Annotated in this window: 14 protein-coding genes; 2 read left to right on the top strand and 12 right to left on the bottom strand. The window is 62.7% G+C overall.

Features of this window, described 5'->3' with window-relative positions:
- Nucleotides 1-5 precede the first annotated feature (5 nt).
- The 7 genes from FHX10_RS02750 to aqpZ all read right to left on the bottom strand — a co-directional run bounded on the left by FHX10_RS02750 (nt 6) and on the right by aqpZ (nt 8,274).
- Complete coding sequence (locus FHX10_RS02750; protein WP_174824440.1) at nt 6-875, bottom strand: outer membrane protein assembly factor BamD; 870 nt, start codon at nt 873-875, stop codon at nt 6-8.
- Nucleotides 876-1,132: 257 nt separating this feature from the next.
- Nucleotides 1,133-2,089 (bottom strand): UDP-3-O-acyl-N-acetylglucosamine deacetylase, encoded by a 957-nt coding sequence (gene lpxC, locus FHX10_RS02745; RefSeq protein WP_047610927.1) that lies wholly within the window; start codon nt 2,087-2,089, stop codon nt 1,133-1,135.
- A 262-nt stretch (nt 2,090-2,351) separates the two neighbouring features.
- The gene (gene ftsZ, locus FHX10_RS02740; protein WP_047610929.1) at nt 2,352-4,070 is read right to left on the bottom strand and encodes a cell division protein FtsZ; all 1,719 of its coding nucleotides are present in this window, start codon (nt 4,068-4,070) and stop codon (nt 2,352-2,354) included.
- Between the two features lie 55 nt (nt 4,071-4,125).
- Nucleotides 4,126-5,457, bottom strand: coding sequence for a cell division protein FtsA (ftsA, locus tag FHX10_RS02735; RefSeq protein ID WP_047610931.1), 1,332 nt, complete (start codon nt 5,455-5,457; stop codon nt 4,126-4,128).
- Nucleotides 5,454-6,386, bottom strand: coding sequence for a cell division protein FtsQ/DivIB (locus FHX10_RS02730; RefSeq protein WP_063474594.1), 933 nt, complete (start codon nt 6,384-6,386; stop codon nt 5,454-5,456). Before FHX10_RS02730 ends, ftsA begins: the two co-directional genes overlap by 4 nt.
- A complete protein-coding gene (locus FHX10_RS02725) occupies nt 6,374-7,300 on the bottom strand; it encodes a D-alanine--D-alanine ligase (protein ID WP_047610935.1) in 927 nt (308 codons plus the stop codon). Before FHX10_RS02725 ends, FHX10_RS02730 begins: the two co-directional genes overlap by 13 nt.
- A 272-nt stretch (nt 7,301-7,572) precedes the next feature.
- Nucleotides 7,573-8,274 (bottom strand): aquaporin Z, encoded by a 702-nt coding sequence (gene aqpZ / locus FHX10_RS02720; RefSeq protein ID WP_280178063.1) that lies wholly within the window; start codon nt 8,272-8,274, stop codon nt 7,573-7,575.
- 210 nt (nt 8,275-8,484) lie between these two features.
- Here aqpZ and FHX10_RS02715 point away from each other — a divergent pair, with 210 nt between their 5' ends.
- Together FHX10_RS02715 and FHX10_RS02710 are read left to right on the top strand one after the other, a co-directional pair.
- Nucleotides 8,485-9,798, top strand: a complete 1,314-nt coding sequence (locus tag FHX10_RS02715; protein WP_063474592.1) for an MFS transporter — start codon at nt 8,485-8,487, stop codon at nt 9,796-9,798.
- 114 nt (nt 9,799-9,912) lie between these two features.
- A complete protein-coding gene (locus FHX10_RS02710) occupies nt 9,913-10,842 on the top strand; it encodes a UDP-glucose 4-epimerase family protein (RefSeq protein WP_063474591.1) in 930 nt (309 codons plus the stop codon).
- Between the two features lie 3 nt (nt 10,843-10,845).
- Here the strand turns inward: FHX10_RS02710 and murB are convergent, their stop codons facing one another.
- Genes murB through murD form a run of 5 tightly spaced genes read right to left on the bottom strand, consistent with a single transcriptional unit; the run spans nt 10,846 to nt 16,928 of the window.
- A complete protein-coding gene (gene murB / locus FHX10_RS02705) occupies nt 10,846-11,820 on the bottom strand; it encodes a UDP-N-acetylmuramate dehydrogenase (RefSeq protein WP_063474590.1) in 975 nt (324 codons plus the stop codon).
- The gene (gene murC / locus FHX10_RS02700) at nt 11,817-13,232 is read right to left on the bottom strand and encodes a UDP-N-acetylmuramate--L-alanine ligase (RefSeq protein WP_063474589.1); all 1,416 of its coding nucleotides are present in this window, start codon (nt 13,230-13,232) and stop codon (nt 11,817-11,819) included. Before murC ends, murB begins: the two co-directional genes overlap by 4 nt.
- Complete coding sequence (gene murG / locus FHX10_RS02695; RefSeq protein ID WP_047610941.1) at nt 13,229-14,353, bottom strand: undecaprenyldiphospho-muramoylpentapeptide beta-N-acetylglucosaminyltransferase; 1,125 nt, start codon at nt 14,351-14,353, stop codon at nt 13,229-13,231. The genes murC and murG overlap by 4 nt, the downstream gene beginning before the upstream one ends.
- A 6-nt stretch (nt 14,354-14,359) precedes the next feature.
- Nucleotides 14,360-15,514: a putative lipid II flippase FtsW gene (ftsW, locus tag FHX10_RS02690; protein ID WP_047610942.1), complete on the bottom strand. Its 1,155-nt coding sequence runs from the start codon at nt 15,512-15,514 to the stop codon at nt 14,360-14,362.
- A 1-nt stretch (nt 15,515) separates the two neighbouring features.
- Nucleotides 15,516-16,928, bottom strand: a complete 1,413-nt coding sequence (gene murD, locus FHX10_RS02685) for a UDP-N-acetylmuramoyl-L-alanine--D-glutamate ligase (protein WP_063474588.1) — start codon at nt 16,926-16,928, stop codon at nt 15,516-15,518.

Genomic DNA, 16,928 nt, shown 5'->3' with positions numbered 1-16,928 from the left:
TGGCCTCAGGAACCGAGAAGAAGTTTCTTGCCTGCCGCAGCGATCCACGAGCCCTTGTTCTCACGCGGCTCGGCACCACCGGTCTGCAGCAGCTTGTAGGAATCGGCGTACCACTGGCTGTCGGGATAATTGTGACCCAGAACGGCAGCCGCCGTCTGCGCCTCGTCGACGATGCCCATGGCGTAATAAGCTTCGACGAGACGCGCTAGGGCCTCTTCGATCTGGTTGGTGTTCGGATATTTCTCGACGACGATGCGGAAGCGTGAGATCGCGGCGAGATATTCCTTCCGCTCCATGTAGTAGCGGCCGATCTGCATTTCCTTGCCGGCGAGCTGGTCGCGCGCGAAGCGGATCTTCGCCTGCGCGTCGTCGACATATTCGGAGTTCGGATAGTTGTCGATGACAGCCTGCATCGCCTCGATCGTCTTGGCCGAGGCGCGCTGATCCTGCGTCACGTCGACGATCTGCTTGGAATAGGTGAGACCGATGAGATACTGCACATAGGCGGCATCCTGGGACTTCGGATATTGCGACATGTAGCGGTTGCCCGACGCAAGCGCATCGTCCAGACGGCCCTGGCGGTATTTGACGAAGGTGCTCATCACAAGCGCCTTGCGCGCCCATTCGGAGAACGGGTTCTCGCGGTCGATCGCGTCGAACTTGCGCGCCGCTTCCGCCATGTTGCCGGCCTTCATATTGGCAAGGCCCTGGGTGTAGAGCACATCAGGCGGATCGGTTTCGAGGCCGAGCTTGGTGATGTCGATATCAGGGTCCGACTGGCAACCGGAGATCGCGGCGCCTGCGCTGAGCACCAGAAGCGATGCGAACAAAGCACGCGCTGTCTTCATCATACCTTCAGATCCTGCATAACCCATTCGAAAGAACCCCACTGCCGCCGCTCGCTCCACGGCAGCCACGCCTCGCTGGCGTTTCTAGCCACAAATGTGCATCAAGAGCAACGCAATGATAAGGCATTAACGCATTTTTGTGGCAGCCGCCGCAGAATGACCGGGCTTTTCATCTTCTTCCCGACCTGTGGCAGTCATGCATCTGCCTATTGCCGACGACGCGGCGGATATAAAAAAACCGCCTCTGGGAAAGAGGCGGCCTGGTCTTAAGAATGTGCTGGAGGTCATGCCGACCAGGGAGCGAATTCCGAAGCGCTAACTGCGATCAATTCGCGGGCAGCGACGCGCTGGCGCGGCGTCGACGTCTCCACGACCTCGTAGGCGGAGGGGTCGGCGAGCAGCGCCTTCAGCGCATTGGCGTTCATCTTGTGACCGCCGCGATAGGAACGGTAGCAGCCGATGAACGGCGCGCCGGCAAGCGACAGATCGCCGACGGCATCGAGCGTCTTGTGGCGGACGAATTCGTCCTTGGCGTAACGCAGCCCTTCGACATTGATGACGGTATTGTCGTCCGAGATGACGACGGAATTTTCAAGCGAGGAGCCGAGCGCGTGGCCCGACGCCCAGAGACGCTCGACATCGCGCATGAAACCGAAGGTGCGGGCGCGGGAAAGCTCTGCCTTGAAGACGGCGGCGTTCATGTCGCCGGCCCACTTCTGCCGGCCGATCAGCGGGCACTCGAAATCGATTTCGACTTCGAAGCGCGTCCCGTCATAGGGACGGAATTCGCTCCAGGAGCCGCCATGCTCGATTCTGACCGGCTTGGTGATACGGATATAGCGGCGCTTGACGCCGAGCGAGACGAGACCGACCTGCTCGATTGCCTCGACGAAGGGCAGCGAGCTGCCATCCATGATCGGCATTTCGGAGCCCTGCACCTCGATCACCACATTGTCGAGGCCGAGCGCATAGATGGCGGCCATGACATGCTCGATCGTCGCGACCGAATGGGCGGGCGAGAAGCCGAGCACGGTGCAGAGGTCGGTATTGCCGACCTGCGAGGAGACGGCCTTGAGTTCGGTGATGTCGCCATTGTCATGCAGGCGCTGGAAAACGACGCCGGTGCCCGATTCGGCCGGGTTCAGGGTGATCGAGACATCAGCGCCCGAATGCACTCCGATGCCTGAGAGCGTTACGGGACGCGATACCGTCGTTTGAAAACCCAGCAAGCCAATTGCCATAAATTCTGCCTTTTATTCTTCCGTACCGGCGGCCTGTCCGATCGGCACGGTCATCGTTCATTCTGCAGCAGGAGCCTGTCGAAAGGTCTCCTAGGGCAGTTTCCTTGCACCATACTTACGTGCGCCGGCGCTCCAATCCAAATCACTGTTTCTTTCGCTTTGTTACGAAGTCACGCAATTGAAATCACTTGCGAATCGCAGCCAGAAAAACGGCAATGCCCGGGACCTTGATCCCGGGCATGAACGGTGCCGAAGCACGGTATCAGTTCGACTGGCGACGCAGGAATGCCGGGATTTCCAGCTGGTCGTCTTCCTGCATCATCCGGGCCTGCGGAACCGCGCGGCCCTGGTCGTCGAGGTTGCCGCGACGCGGTGCGTAGAGGCTTGCCTCCGGCGACAGCGGACGGCGCTGCTGCGAAGCAGCCGGCGGTGCGGCGGTCATGTCGGCGGCAACGGCGTCGTCGTCACGGCGGCCAAGCGAATTGGTGATTCGCTTGAGCAGGCCCATCGGACCGCGCTCTTCCGCCGCATGCGCGGAGGCCGGCTGCGTGCGGTGGTCGAGTTCGGCCTGGACGACCGGCGGGAAATCCTCGACCTTCGGCATGCGCACCGGTTCGGGCGCCTGGCGGATGATCGGCTCCTGCCGGACCGGCTGCTGCTGAACCGGCTGGCTTATCACCGGCTGGCTCATGACGGGTGCCGGAGCCTGCTGCTGCACAGGGGCAGGACGCATTGCCGGAGCTTCCGGCGCAGGCGCGAAGATCTTGCTCTGCGGACGGAAGGTTTCCTGCTGTGGAGCCGGCTGCTGCAGCGGTGCGGCAGCACGCGGGGCCGGAATTTCGAGCTCGCGTTCCATCTCGGCTTCGCGGATGGTCTGCGCGATCGGATCCATGGCCTTCGGTGCCTGCATCACGGGGGCAGGCTGAACTGCGGCCGCTGCCGGAGCAACAGCCGCGGAGGGACGGATAGCGGGCCTTGCTGCCGGCTGGAGGTTCCGCTCGGCGGCTTCGTTCATCGCCCGGTCGATGCCGGTTGCGACGACCGAGACGCGGATGATGCCTTCGAGCGATTCGTCGAAGGTGGCGCCGAGGATGATGTTGGCGTCCGGATCGACTTCCTCGCGGATGCGGGTCGCGGCTTCGTCGACTTCGAAGAGGGTGAGGTCGCGACCGCCGGTGATGGAGATCAGCAGCCCTTGAGCGCCCTTCATCGAGGTTTCGTCGAGCAGCGGATTGGCGATTGCAGCCTCTGCGGCCTGGAGAGCGCGGCCGGAGCCGGAGGCTTCGCCGGTGCCCATCATCGCGCGGCCCATCTCGCGCATCACCGAGCGGACGTCGGCGAAGTCGAGGTTGATGAGGCCTTCCTTCACCATCAGGTCGGTGATGCAGGCAACGCCGGAATAGAGAACCTGGTCGGCCATGGCGAAGGCATCGGCAAAGGTCGTCTTGTCGTTGGCAATGCGGAAGAGGTTCTGGTTCGGAATGACGATCAGCGTATCGACAGACTTCTGCAGTTCCTGAATGCCCATCTCAGCCAGACGCATGCGGCGCCCGCCTTCGAAATGGAACGGCTTGGTGACGACGCCGACCGTCAGGATGCCCTTGTTGCGGGCTGCCTGCGCGACGACGGGAGCCGCACCCGTGCCGGTGCCGCCGCCCATGCCGGCGGTGACGAAGCACATATGCGTGCCGTTCAGGTGATCGACGATCTCATCGATGCACTCCTCGGCAGCCGCGCGGCCGACTTCCGGCTGCGAGCCGGCGCCGAGGCCTTCGGTGACGTTGACGCCGAGCTGGATGATGCGCTCGGCCTTCGTCATCGTCAGCGCCTGCGCATCCGTGTTGGCGACGACGAAGTCGACGCCCTGGAGGCCGGCGGTGATCATGTTGTTGACGGCATTGCCGCCACCGCCGCCAACGCCGAACACGGTGATGCGCGGCTTCAGCTCTGTGATGTCAGGCTTTTGCAGCTTGATGGTCATGGTACCTGTTCCTTCTCTCTCTGGCCGCATCGCCACGCCGGCCAATTACTCAATTTCAGAAGCTTTCCTTCAGCCACTGGCCCATGCGGGCTATCCGGCTGTTATTTCCCCCAAGCGACATGAGCAGACCGCTCTGTGACGCATGTGTCTCCATGTCCGCGACCTGCGGATAGATCATCAGGCCGACGGCCGTCGAAAAGGCCGGGCCCTTGGCCGCCGTCGGCAGCCCCGAGACGCCCATCGGGCGGCCGATGCGGACGTTGCGGGCAAGGATGCGCCGCGCCACATCGGCAAGACCGGTCAGCTGGCTCGCCCCGCCCGTCAGCACGACGCGTTTGCCGACGATCGGGCTGAAGCCGGAGCGCTGGATACGGTCGCGAATCAGTTCCATCGTCTCCTCGATTCGGGCCGATACGATGCGCGAAACCAGCGCCCGCGGCACCTGCGACGGCTGGTCGCGATCGTCCTCGCCGATCGGCGGGATCGAGATCAGCTCTCGCTCGTCGGAAGAATTCGAGAGGGCCGTGGCATGCACGACCTTCAGCCGCTCCGCATCCTCGATGCGGGTCGAAAGGCCGCGCGCGAGATCCGTGGTCACGTGATGGCCGCCGAGGCCGACGGCATCCGTGTGAACGAGCTTGCCTTCGGCAAAGACCGAGATCGTCGTCGTGCCGCCGCCCATGTCGATCGCCGCGCAGCCGAGCTCGACCTCGTCGTCGACGAGAGCCGCAAGGCCGGATGCATAGGGCGTCGCAACGATGCCCTCGACCGACAGATGCGCGCGGTTGACGCTGAGTTCGAGGTTCTTCAGCGCCGAGCGCTCCGCCGTGACGACATGCATGTCGACACCGAGCGCGTCGCCGTACATCGCCAGCGGATCGCGGATGCCCCGCTCGCCGTCGAGCGAGAAGCCGGTTGCCAGGGAATGCAGCACCGAACGGTCCTGACGCAGCGACTGCTGGCAGGCGGCCGACAACACCTTCTTCAGATCGTTGAGTTCGACTTCCTGACCGCCGAGATCGATGGTCGCGGTGTAGATGTCGCTGCCGAGGCGGCCGGCCGTCAGATTGACGATCAGGCTCTCGACGGTCAGCCCCGCCATGCGCTCGGCCGCGTCGACGGCAAGACGGATGACGCCTTCCAGCGCGTCGAGATCGGCGATGACGCCGGTCTTGATGCCGCGGGAACGCTGATGACCGATGCCGATGATCTCGATATTATGGGTGCGGCCCGGCAGGATCTGGCTTTCCTCGCGCGGCGTCAGCCGGCCGATCATGCAGACGACCTTGGTCGAGCCGATGTCGAGCACCGAAACGATATGCGACCGCTTCGACGAAAGCGGCTTCAGGCGCGGCAATCCGAAATGGGACGAACCGAACAAGCTCATATATTCTGCCCCGCCTTCTTCAATTCTTTCGTACGCTCCGTCACAACCGCCTGCCGGCGAACCGCCGCTTCCGGCGTCAGCTGGATCGCGGTTCTGTCAGGCAATCTCAGATCGACCGCAGCGATGTCCCGCTCGAGCAGCTGATGCTCCTTGTCGAACGTCGAAAGCGTCGCCAGTGCCTGGTCGATACCGTCTTCCGGCAGCTTGACGACGACGCCGTTGTCCATATGCAGGTCCCAGCGACGGCCGGATATCCAGACGTAGGCCTTCACGCGGGCCTTTACGTCGGGCCATTTCGAGAAGGCGTCGTCGAGTGATGCCGCCGCCGTTTCCGCATCGCGGCCGACGACGAGCGGCAGCGCCGAAAACTTGTTGTCGCGCAGCGGCGCAATGACGCTGCCGTTCTTCTCGATCAGGGAAAGCTCCTGCCCGTGCTGCCAGATCGCATAGGCCTGGCGCTCCTTGAGCTTCACTTCGATCGTCTTCGGATAGATCTTGCGAACCTCGACATTTTCGACCCAGGGAAGATGCGCGATTTTCCGGCGGGCGGCATCGACGTCGAGAGCGACCAGCGAGGTCGTGCCGTCGAGGCCGATCAGCTGCAGGATCTCGATTTCGGACGTCTCCGAATTGCCGGAGACCTTCACGTCCTCGATCGCAAAGCCTGCCGCCGTCGTTGTCGCCTGGGCGACGGCTTCGGTGTGGCCGCCGAGCGACATGCCGTAAAGCCCTGTCGCAGCCAGGAAAGCCAGCGCCGAGACCGTGCCGGTATGGGCTGGAATGTAGATGCGGCCGCTGCAGAGGCTGATCAGGAAGCGCGTGACCCGGCGCAGCGGGCGCGGCAGCACGAACCGCTCTTCGGCTTCCATCATCGGAAGCACGGCATGATGGCTGGGACGCCCTAACCTCTTGACCGTCAACGCAAACAAGACGCGTCCTCCACCATCCACCGGAGAAACTGACCAAAGGAATAGCCGGCATGACCGGCCATTTCGGGCACGAGCGAAGTTGGAGTCATGCCTGGCTGGGTATTGACCTCCAGCCAGATAATTTCGCCGTCTTCGGAGAAACGATCGTCGTAACGAAAGTCGGACCGACTGACGCCGCGACAACCGATTGCCTGATGCGCCCTTAGGGCCAATGTTTGTATTTTTTGGTAAATATTCGGTGAAATTTTCGCAGGGATGACGTGTTTTGAACCGCCCGCCGCGTACTTGGAGTCGTAATCATAAAAATTGTGTCCCTGCGGCACCACTTCCGTGACACCGAGCGGCGTTTCGCCCATGACACCACAGGTGAGCTCGCGGCCGTAGACATAGCGCTCGACGAGTACTTCCTCGCCGTAACGCCACTCGGGGGAGCTGACGACCTGCGGCGGATGCGCTTGGTCTTCGGTGACGATGACGACGCCGAAGCTCGAGCCCTCGCGGACCGGCTTCACCACATAGGGCGGCTTCATCGGGTGCGTCGCGGGGAAGGCGAAACGATTGACCACCTGCGATTCGGCGACCGGAATGCCGGCGGCGGCTGCAACAAGCTTCGCCTTGTCCTTGTCCATCGCCAGCGCCGAGGCAAGCACGCCGGAATGCGTATAGGGAATTTCCAGATATTCGAGGATGCCCTGGATGGTGCCGTCCTCGCCAAACGGGCCATGAAGCGCATTGAAGACGACATCGGGCTTCAGCGCGGCGAGTTTCTCGGAAACATCGCGCGCGACGTCGATCGTCGTCACGTCGAAGCCTTCAGCTTCGAGGGCTTCTGCGCAAGCCTTTCCCGAGGAAAGGCTGACCGGCCTTTCCGAGGAAAATCCGCCCATCAGGACAGCGACATGCTTGCGACTCATCAACACCCCCAAAAATAACTTCCATTCTCGAAAGCGACGCTTGCGCGAAGCTGTCTGCTCCGTTTCAGGCCTTTGTCCGACCTGCACGCATTAGAGCATCATTATGGTTAATGAAGTGTTTACTTTCGTTAACTCCGTCTTGCTGCGCCCTTCATTTTTTAACTTTCACCTCTTCGGAAATGTCGAGCGAGGATGCCCGCCGATCCGCGGAAAGAGAAAAGCCCGCGCGGAAAAACCACGCGGGCTCAATGGGATAGTTCGATATCTTGCAGTCAGTCGGCGTCGTCGAGGAATTTCCACACCAGTCCGCCGAGCGCACCACCCGCAAGCGGCGCAATCCAGAACAGCCAGAGCTGTTGCAGCGCCCAGCCGCCGACGAAAAGCGCCTGGCCGGTGGAACGTGCCGGATTGACCGAGGTGTTCGTCACCGGGATGGAAATGAGATGGATCAGCGTCAGCCCGAGGCCGATCGCAATTGGCGCGAAGCCGGCAGGCACCCGGCTGCTGGTCGATCCCAGGATGATGATCAGGAAGAACATGGTCAGCAGCACTTCGATCAGCAGCGCCGAAAGCATTGAATAGCCGCCCGGAGAATGATCGCCATAACCGTTGGCGGCAAAACCGCCGAGCTCGAAACCCGCCTTGCCGCTGGCGATAAGATAGAGCACTGCGGCCGCGGCGACGGCGCCGACAACCTGGACGACGATATAGGGAACCAGGCGCGCGGCGGGAAACCGGCCGGCGACCGTCAGACCGAGGGAAACGGCGGGATTGAAGTGACCGCCCGAAATGCCGCCCACGGCATAGGCCATGGTGAGCACGGTCAGGCCGAACGCAAAGGCCACGCCGACAAAACCGATCCCCAGTTCGGGAAAGGCCGCTGCCAGCACGGCGCTGCCGCATCCGCCGAAGACCAGCCAGAATGTGCCAAGAAACTCGGCAACAAGACTCTTTTGCATGCGCGCCTCCTCCATTTCAACCAAAGGGTTAATAATGCTTCAGCCACAATTTGATTCCGGTCAAGCGCGCCGGCATGCGCGCAGCAAGCTTCACGCAAGGAGCGAGAAACCGCAGGTTCGAGACGCGATGCTTGCGACGCGAGGAGACGTTTTCTTAGATCTGAAATTGCGTTAAGACCCGCCGGCCTCCCAAGGCGTTCCATAGACAGACTGATTGGAATGAAAATGACAGACGCGATCTCCGCATCGCCGACACCTGCCTCGAACAGCGCGCAAGTCAATTCTCCGGCTCGCGTTCTCATCGCCAGCCTTGTCGGCACCACCATCGAATTCTTCGACTTCTACGTCTACGCGACGGCAGCCGTCCTCGTCTTCCCGCATCTCTTCTTCCCGGCAAGCGATTCGAACGCCGCAACGCTGCAGTCGCTGGTCACCTTCTCGATAGCCTTCTTCGCCCGCCCCATCGGTGCCGTGGTCTTCGGCCATTTCGGCGACCGCATCGGCCGCAAAGCAACGCTCGTCGCCGCGCTGATGACGATGGGGCTTTCGACCGTCCTGATCGGCATGCTGCCGGGCTATGATTCGATCGGCATCGCAGCACCCTTGCTGCTGGCGCTTTGCCGCTTCGGCCAGGGGCTTGGCCTCGGCGGCGAATGGGGCGGCGCCGTTCTGCTCGCCACCGAAAACGCTCCTCCCGGCAAGCGCAGCTGGTACGCCATGTTCCCGCAACTCGGCGCGCCGATCGGCTTTATTCTTTCCTCCGGATTTTTCCTCATCCTGGCGGAAACGATGAGCAACGAGGATTTCCTCGACTACGGATGGCGCATTCCCTTCATCGCCAGCCTCGCCCTTGTCGCTGTCGGCCTCTATGTCCGCCTGAAGATCGCCGAAACGCCGGAGTTCCGCAAAGCCGTCGAAAAGCACGAGCGCGTCGCCGTGCCGATCGAGGTGGTCTTCCGCGGCCATCTGCGCAGCCTGATCCTCGGTACCTTCATCGCCGTGGCGACCTTCGTGCTGTTCTACCTGATGACGGTCTTCACGCTCTCCTGGGGCACGACACCTTTGGAAAAGGGCGGGCTCGGTTATACCAGAGAGCAGTTCCTGGTCGTCCAGCTTGTCGGCGTCGTCTTCTTTGGCCTGACGATCCCGCTTTCCGGCTGGCTTTCAGACCTCTATTCGCGCCGCATCATTCTGTCGCTGACGACGATTGCCATCGCAATCTTCGGCTTCTTCTACGCGACGCTGCTGACCAGCGGTCTCACAGGCGCCTTCCTGTGCTCGATCATCGGCCTCGCTTTGATGGGCTTCACCTATGGTCCGATCGGCGCGGCTCTTGCAGCGCCCTTCCCGACCATGGTGCGCTACACCGGCGCCTCGATGACCTTCAACCTCGGTGGCATCTTCGGCGCCTCGCTCGCCCCCTATATCGCCACCTGGCTCGCCACCCACTACAGCCTGAACTATGTCGGTTACTACCTTGCCGCCTCGGCTGTGATCTCGCTGGTCTGCATCCTGCTGTCGGGCCGCGAAGAAGTCTGAGCCTCGGATAACCAATCAACGAAAAGCCGCGACGGCCACCGTCGCGGCTTTTTTATTGATACCGTGGGCACTTCAGGCTAACCGGAGCAGTCACGGCAAAACGGGGAACAGATGATGCGATGCCTCATTACCGGCGCGGCCGGCTTTGTCGGTGGCCCCCTCGTCGAAAGGCTGCATAAAGAGCGGATATGGGAGCTTGCGGTAACCACCCGCTCGGCCGCCGCCAGCTTCCCGGCGGATGTGCGGCATTTTCCCATCGAGATAACCAGCGAAACCGACTGGACGGCAGCTCTCGACGGTGTCGATGTCATTGTCCATCTCGCTGCCCGCGTTCACATCATGGATGACCGCGCGGCCGATCCTCTGACGGAATTCCGCCAAATCAACACTGCCGCCACGCTGAATCTCGCCGAGCAAGCCGCCCGCGCGGGCGTAAAAAGGCTCGTCTTCATCAGCAGCATCAAGGTCAATGGTGAAGAGAACGACCGGCCTTTCCGGCACGACGACACGCCGATGCCGGTTGATCCCTATGGTATTTCGAAGCTGGAATGCGAAATCGGGCTGCAGGAAATCTCCGCCCGAACAGGCATCGAAATTGTCGTCATTCGACCGCCGCTCGTCTATGGGCCCGGTGCCAGGGGCAACTTCGCCCTGCTCGTCGGACTTGTCCGGAAGAAGATACCGCTCCCCTTCGCCTCGCTGAAGAACCGCCGGACATTGGTCGCGCTTCCCAATCTCGTCGATCTGATCGTCACGGGCATGACGCATCCGGACGCTGCCGGCCAGACCTTTCTTGCAGGCGATGGGGAAGATCTGTCGACCCCGGGGCTTATCGAAGGAATTGCCGCAGGCTTGGGCGTCGAGCCGATGCTGCTTCCCTTCCCTCCCGCCTTGTTGCAGATGGGGGCGAGAGTGACGGGAAAGAGCGCCGTCTACCAGCGTCTTTGCGGCTCCCTGCAGGTCGACATATCCCATGCCCGCGACGTGCTCGGCTGGTCGCCCGTCGTCACGCCGCGCGAGGGCCTGAAGCTTGCGGTGAATTAACCGTTATTCGCTCGTGACACCCTGGAATGGGCGCACTTCCCGGCCGGGCATGAAGACGCCGAAGCGTTTGATTTCCCACTCGAGCTTGATGCCCTCTTTCTCGAAGACTTCGCGGCGCACCTGTTCGCCGAGATATTCGAGATCGTAGCCGGTCGCCTGCCCCATATTGATCATGAAGTTGCAGTGAAGCGACGACATCTGCGCTCCGCCGATGACGAGGCCGCGGCAGCCTGCCTCGTCGATCAGCTTCCAGGCCGAATGGCCAGGCGGGTTCTTGAAGGTCGAGCCGCCGGTCTTTTCGCGCACCGGCTGCACCGTCTCGCGGTGATTGCGCACAGCATCCATCTCGGCACGAATCTGCGCCCGCTCTTCCGGATAGCCCTCGAACAGCACGGAGGTGAAGATCAACTCGCTGGATGCGGTCGAATGGCGATAGGAATAGCCCATCTCGGCATTGCTGAGCACATGCTTGTTGCCTTTGCGATCCAATGCATGGACCTCGATCAGCCGCTCGCGCGTTTCCACGCCGTTGGCGCCCGCATTCATTCGCGCCGCGCCGCCGATGCTGCCCGGAATGCCGTAGAAGAAATGGAAGCCGCCGATACCGTTATCCATCGCCATCGCCGCCACATGTTTATCAGGGCAGATGGCGCCGGCCAGGATGCGGTTTTCGCCGGCAAGCTCGACGAAGCCGAACCCCTTGGCGGACAGGCGCAGCACGACGCCGGGAATGCCGCCGTCGCGAACCAGGATGTTGGAGCCGACGCCGACCACGGTCAGCGGCACCTCTTCCGGCAATATTTTCAGGAAGGCGATGAGATCGTCGATGTCATGCGGCTGGAACATCAATTCGGCCAGGCCGCCGGCCCTGAACCAGGTGACGCGGTCCATGGGGGCATCCGGCGTGATACGGCCGCGGATATCCTTTACACCGTCTCCGAGAGACGCGAGAAGCTTTTCCCCATTCACCTGTTTCATACGGACTTTCCCGAAAGGCCTTCCAGTTGTTTGGGCAGCGCCGCTGCCCAGGATGTGATGCTCCCAGCCCCCAACAGAACCACGAAATCGCCAGGCTTTGCAACCTCCGAGACCATCTGAGGCAGAAGTTCCGCCGAGGTGAGAAAGCGGGCGTCGCGATGGCCGCCCGATTTTATGCGCGAAACCAGCGACACGGAATCGATACCCTCGATCGGATCCTCGCCCGCTGCGTAAACAGGCGCGAGGAAGATGCTGTCGGCATCGTTGAAGCAGGCGGCGAATTCCTCGAAGAGGCTGGCAAGACGGCTATAACGGTGCGGCTGGTGAACCGCGATGATGCGCCCCTTGCAGGCTTCGCGGGCAGCGCGCAGCACCGCCTTGATCTCGACGGGATGGTGGCCGTAATCGTCGAAGATCTGCACTCCGTTCCATTCGCCGGTCAGCGTGAAGCGCCGCTTGACGCCGCCGAAGGAAGCAAGCCCCTTGGCGATATCGGCGCTCGATATGCCGAGCCGGTTGGCAACGGCAATCGCCGCCGTGGCGTTGGAAATATTATGCCGGCCGGGCATCGGCATGACCAGCCCCTTGAGCTCGATCACCTGGCCGGTGCGGCGGCGGCGGATTTCGACGTCGAAGATCGAGCGCGTGCCGTCGATGCGCACATTCGTGAAGCGCACGTCGGCCTGCGGATTCTCGCCATAGGTGATGATCTTGCGGTCCTCGATGCGGCCGACCAGCGACTGCACCTCCGGATGGTCGAGGCACATGACGCCGAAACCGTAGAACGGCACATTCTCGACGAACTGCCGGAAGGCGGCGCGCACCGCATCGAAATTGCCGTAATGGTCGAGATGTTCCGGGTCGATATTGGTGATGACGGCGACATCGGCCGGAAGCTTCAGGAAGGTGCCGTCCGATTCATCGGCCTCGACCACCATCCACTCGCCCTCGCCCATGCGGGCATTGGTGCCGTAGGCGTTGATAATGCCGCCATTGATGACGGTCGGGTCGAGCCCGCCGGCTTCGAGCAGCGTCGCGACCAGCGAGGTGGTCGTCGTCTTGCCATGCGTGCCGCCGATGGCGATCGCATTGCGGAAGCGCATGAGCTCTGCCAGCATTTCGGCGCGGCGCACCACCGGCAGCAGCTTTTCGCGCGCGGCGATGAGCTCCGGATTGCTCTTCTTGATCGCCGTCGAGACGACGACGACTTCGGCGTCACCCAGGTTTTCCGCCCGATGGCCGACGGACACCTCGATGCCCTTCTCGCGCAGGCGCTGGACATTGGCGCTGTCGGCCTGGTCCGATCCCTGCACCTTGTGGCCGAGATTGTGCAGCACCTCGGCAATGCCGCTCATGCCGATGCCGCCAATGCCGATGAAATGGACGAGACCGATCGCCTTTGGCAGTTTCATGCGCGTGTCCTCTTGAATTCCGCAATTGTCCGTCCGGCGGCAATAGCCTCAACCATGTCGGCAAGCAAGTTCGCGGCATCGGGTTTGCCGGCGAGTTTCGCCGCCGCTGCCATGTGCGAAAGCTTTTCCGGATCGTTCATGACAGCCGTCAGGATCGCCGCGATTTTCTCCGGCGATAGTTCCGACTGGGCAATCACCTTCGCCCCGCCGGTCGCAGCGAGTGCTGCGGCATTGGCCGCCTGATCGTGATCGAGAGCATGCGGGTAAGGCACGAGCACCGCCGGCCGGCCGATGACCGAGATTTCCGAAACCGTCGAGGCGCCCGAACGGCAGATGACGAGATGCGCTTTCGCCAGCCGTTCCGCCATGTCGGTGAAGAAGGGAGCGATATCGGCCCCCATCTCCAGCTTGGCGACGCAGCCGCTGACCATTTCCATATCTTCGGGACGCACCTGCTGGGTGATACGCAGCCGCACGCGAAGCGCATCGTCGAGCAGGCTGATCGCCGTCGGCAGCGCCTTGGAGAAATATTGCGCGCCCTGGCTGCCGCCGAAGACGACGAGGTTGAAGGCCTCACCGGGATGCGATGGCGTGTAAGGTACCTCGGCCGCGGCGATGATCGCCGGGCGGACCGGATTGCCCGTCGTCACCGTCTTGTCCGGGAAAGCGGCGCCGCCTTCGGGCAGAAAGCCGCCGGCGATGGCCTGCACGCGGGTTGCTAAGGCCTTGTTGGCGCGGCCCATCACGGCGTTCTGCTCGTGGATCATCGAGGGCACGCCGAGCCGGGTGGCGGCAAGCAGCGGCGGCACGGTGGGATAACCGCCGAAACCGACGACGATCACAGGCCGCAGCCGCTGGATCAGCTTCTTCGCCGCGCGCATGCCGCTCCACAGCGTCCACAGCGAACGGGCGACGGCAACCGGGTTCTTCGAGCCGATCGTCGCCGACGGCACGACATGGATTTCCTCGGCCGGGAACTTGCCGGCGTAACGCTCGGCCCGGCTATCCGTGACGAGATGCACCGAATAGCCGCGCTCCTTCAGCTTGAAGGCCAGCGCCTCAGCCGGGAATACATGGCCGCCGGTTCCCCCGGCGGCAAGCAGCACGATGCCTTTGCTCATAGTCCTCTACTCCGCCGGCATGCCGTGCGGGACGCGGAAGAGGCTCCGGTCCTGCGCACGCTTTTCCGGTCGATGGCGCGTCAGCGCCAGAATGAAGCCGGCAGTGACGCAGATCGCCACCATGGACGAGCCGCCGTAGGAAATCAGCGGCAGCGTCATGCCCTTGGCCGGCAGCAGTTCGAGATTGACGCCGATATTGATGATCGACTGGATGCCCATCTGCAGCACCAGGCCGGCGACGGCGAAACGGTTGAAATCGTTCCGCTCCCGATAGGCATGCGAGAGGCCGCGCAAGACCAGCACCGTAAACAGCGCAACGAGCGCCATGCAGAAGACGATGCCGAACTCCTCGGCCGCGACCGAGAAGATGAAGTCGGTATGGGCATCCGGGATGATGCGCTTGACGATACCTTCGCCCGGTCCCTGGCCGAACCAGCTGCCGCGGATGATCGCTTCGCGGGCGGTATCGATCTGGAACGTGTCCCCCTCGCCGGTCATGAACTTGTCTATTCGGCCGGCGACGTGCGGGAAGACGTAATAGGCGCTGAGCAGGCCGCCGGCGCCCCCGATGCCGAGCAGCATGATCCAGATCCACGGCATGCCGGCCATGAAGAACATCCCGCCCCAGACGGCCGTCGTCAGGATGGTCTGGCCGAGGTCGGGTTGCGCGATGAGAAGGGCGGCGACGATGCCGAACAGGATGATGGCGAAGAGATTGCCGGGGATTTCCGGTTGGCGCGCATGTTCGGCAAACAGCCAGGCGCAGACGACGACGAAGGCCGGCTTCATGAATTCCGACGGCTGGATGGAAAGGCCAGCGATCCAGATCCAGCGCCTGCCGCCCTTGACCTCCTGGCCGACGAACAGCACCAGCACCATCATGGCGATCGAGATGATCAGGATCAGGATCGCGGTTCGCCGCACTTGGCGTGGCGTCAGGAACGACAGCCCGAGCATGACGGCGATCGAGGGGATCATGAAGGCTGCGTGGCGCTTGACGAAATGGAAGGGTTCGAGCCCGATGCGCTCGGCAACCGCTGGAGAAGCCGCGAACGACAGCATGAAACCGATGCCCATCAGGAAGATGAACATCGCCAGGAAGAAACGGTCGATGGTCCAGAACCAATCGGCCAGAGGCCCACGCTCCGCACGGCTTACCATGTCATTTCTCTCCTGTTGCCGGACCGATCAGCATCGCAATCCCGTCAAGCGCTGCCACGTGGCCGACGAAGGCATCGCCCCTGACTTCGAAATTCTTATACTGATCGAAGCTTGCGCAAGCCGGGGATAACATCACGGCCGAAGCACCGCTTTCGTCGCGCTCGGCATCGGCTGCAGCGTGCGCGACGGCGCGCTCCAGCGTACCCGAGATCTCGTAAGGCACGGCCTCGCCGAGCGTCGCAGCGAATTCCGCCGCCGCCTCACCGATCAGATAGGCCTTGGCGATGCGTGGAAAATAGGGAGCAAGCGTCGTAATGCCACCTGCCTTCGGCAGACCGCCGGCTATCCAGTAGATGCGATCGTAGCTCGAGAGCGCGGGTGCGGCGGCATCGGCATTGGTGGCTTTGGAATCGTTGACGAAAACGACGCGGCCACGCTGGCCGACCGGCTGCATGCGGTGTTTCAGTCCCGGAAACGAGGTGAGCCCGGCGCGGATGTCGGCGGCGGAAACTCCCACGGCAAGGCAGGCGGCGACGGCGGCGGCGGCATTCTGCGCATTATGGCTGCCGCGCAGCGTCTGGATGCCGTCGAGATCGGCGAAAGGCAGCATGGCGCCGCCGGCGGCCTGGATGAGCCTCGTGCCCTCGGCATAAATGCCGTCAGCCACCACGTTCCGGCGCGAAATGCGGACCACCTTGACACCCGCCCGCTCGACGCGGTCGGCGATCAAGACAGAATGGCTGTCGTCGGCACCGACGATCGCGACATCGCTGCCGGCGACCAGCCGTTCCTTGATATCGGCATAATGCTGCATCGTGCCGTGACGGTCGAGATGATCGGGCGTCAGGTTGAGCAGGATTCCGGCCGAAGGGTTCAGCGTCGGCGCCAGATCGATCTGGTAGGAGGAGCATTCGACGACGTAGTAACGCCCGGTCTTCGGCGGATCGAGCGTCAGCACGGCCGTGCCGATATTACCGCCGAGCTGCGTGTCGTAGCCTGATGATTTCAGGATATGGGCGATCAGCGCCGTGGTGGTCGACTTGCCGTTGGTGCCTGTTATGGCGATGAAGGGGCAATCCGGCGCATGGGCGCGGCGCTCGCGCACGAAGAGCTCGACGTCGCCGACGATATCGACGCCCGCCGCGCGCGCAAGATCGACGGTCCAATGCGGCTTCGGATGGGTGAGCGGCACGCCGGGCGACAGCACGAACAGCGCCTGCTGGCTCCAATCGATGGTGTGCAGGTCTTCCGTCCGGATGCCTTCGGCCGCGGCCTTGGCGACGCTGTCGGGATTGTCGTCCCAGGCGGTCACATCGGCGCCGCCTGATATCAGAGCCCGGGCGGTGGCAAAGCCGGAGCCGCCGAGCCCGAAGAGCGCGACCTTCCTGTCCTTGAGCGTCGTGACCGGGATCAT

It is taken from the genome of Rhizobium sp. BK591, from assembly GCF_014195045.1.
GTDB lineage: Bacteria > Pseudomonadota > Alphaproteobacteria > Rhizobiales > Rhizobiaceae > Rhizobium > Rhizobium anhuiense.
The sequence above is the reverse complement of the archived record's forward strand: the minus strand, read 5'-3'. Positions and strand labels throughout refer to the sequence as shown.

Excerpts from the sequence above, each read along its gene's own strand:
- ftsZ (WP_047610929.1), bottom strand. The coding sequence starts at position 4,070 with ATGACCATCAAGCTGCAAAAGCCTGACATCACAGAGCTGAAGCCGCGC.
- FHX10_RS02725 (WP_047610935.1), bottom strand. The coding sequence starts at position 7,300 with ATGAGTCGCAAGCATGTCGCTGTCCTGATGGGCGGATTTTCCTCGGAA.
- FHX10_RS02750 (WP_174824440.1), bottom strand. The coding sequence starts at position 875 with ATGGGTTATGCAGGATCTGAAGGTATGATGAAGACAGCGCGTGCTTTG.
- lpxC (WP_047610927.1), bottom strand. The coding sequence starts at position 2,089 with ATGGCAATTGGCTTGCTGGGTTTTCAAACGACGGTATCGCGTCCCGTA.
- FHX10_RS02710 (WP_063474591.1), top strand. The coding sequence starts at position 9,913 with ATGCGATGCCTCATTACCGGCGCGGCCGGCTTTGTCGGTGGCCCCCTC.
- aqpZ (WP_280178063.1), bottom strand. The coding sequence starts at position 8,274 with ATGGAGGAGGCGCGCATGCAAAAGAGTCTTGTTGCCGAGTTTCTTGGC.
- murD (WP_063474588.1), bottom strand. The coding sequence starts at position 16,928 with ATGATCCCGGTCACGACGCTCAAGGACAGGAAGGTCGCGCTCTTCGGG.
- ftsW (WP_047610942.1), bottom strand. The coding sequence starts at position 15,514 with ATGGTAAGCCGTGCGGAGCGTGGGCCTCTGGCCGATTGGTTCTGGACC.
- FHX10_RS02715 (WP_063474592.1), top strand. The coding sequence starts at position 8,485 with ATGACAGACGCGATCTCCGCATCGCCGACACCTGCCTCGAACAGCGCG.
- murC (WP_063474589.1), bottom strand. The coding sequence starts at position 13,232 with ATGAAACTGCCAAAGGCGATCGGTCTCGTCCATTTCATCGGCATTGGC.
- ftsA (WP_047610931.1), bottom strand. The coding sequence starts at position 5,457 with ATGAGCTTGTTCGGTTCGTCCCATTTCGGATTGCCGCGCCTGAAGCCG.
- murG (WP_047610941.1), bottom strand. The coding sequence starts at position 14,353 with ATGAGCAAAGGCATCGTGCTGCTTGCCGCCGGGGGAACCGGCGGCCAT.
- murB (WP_063474590.1), bottom strand. The coding sequence starts at position 11,820 with ATGAAACAGGTGAATGGGGAAAAGCTTCTCGCGTCTCTCGGAGACGGT.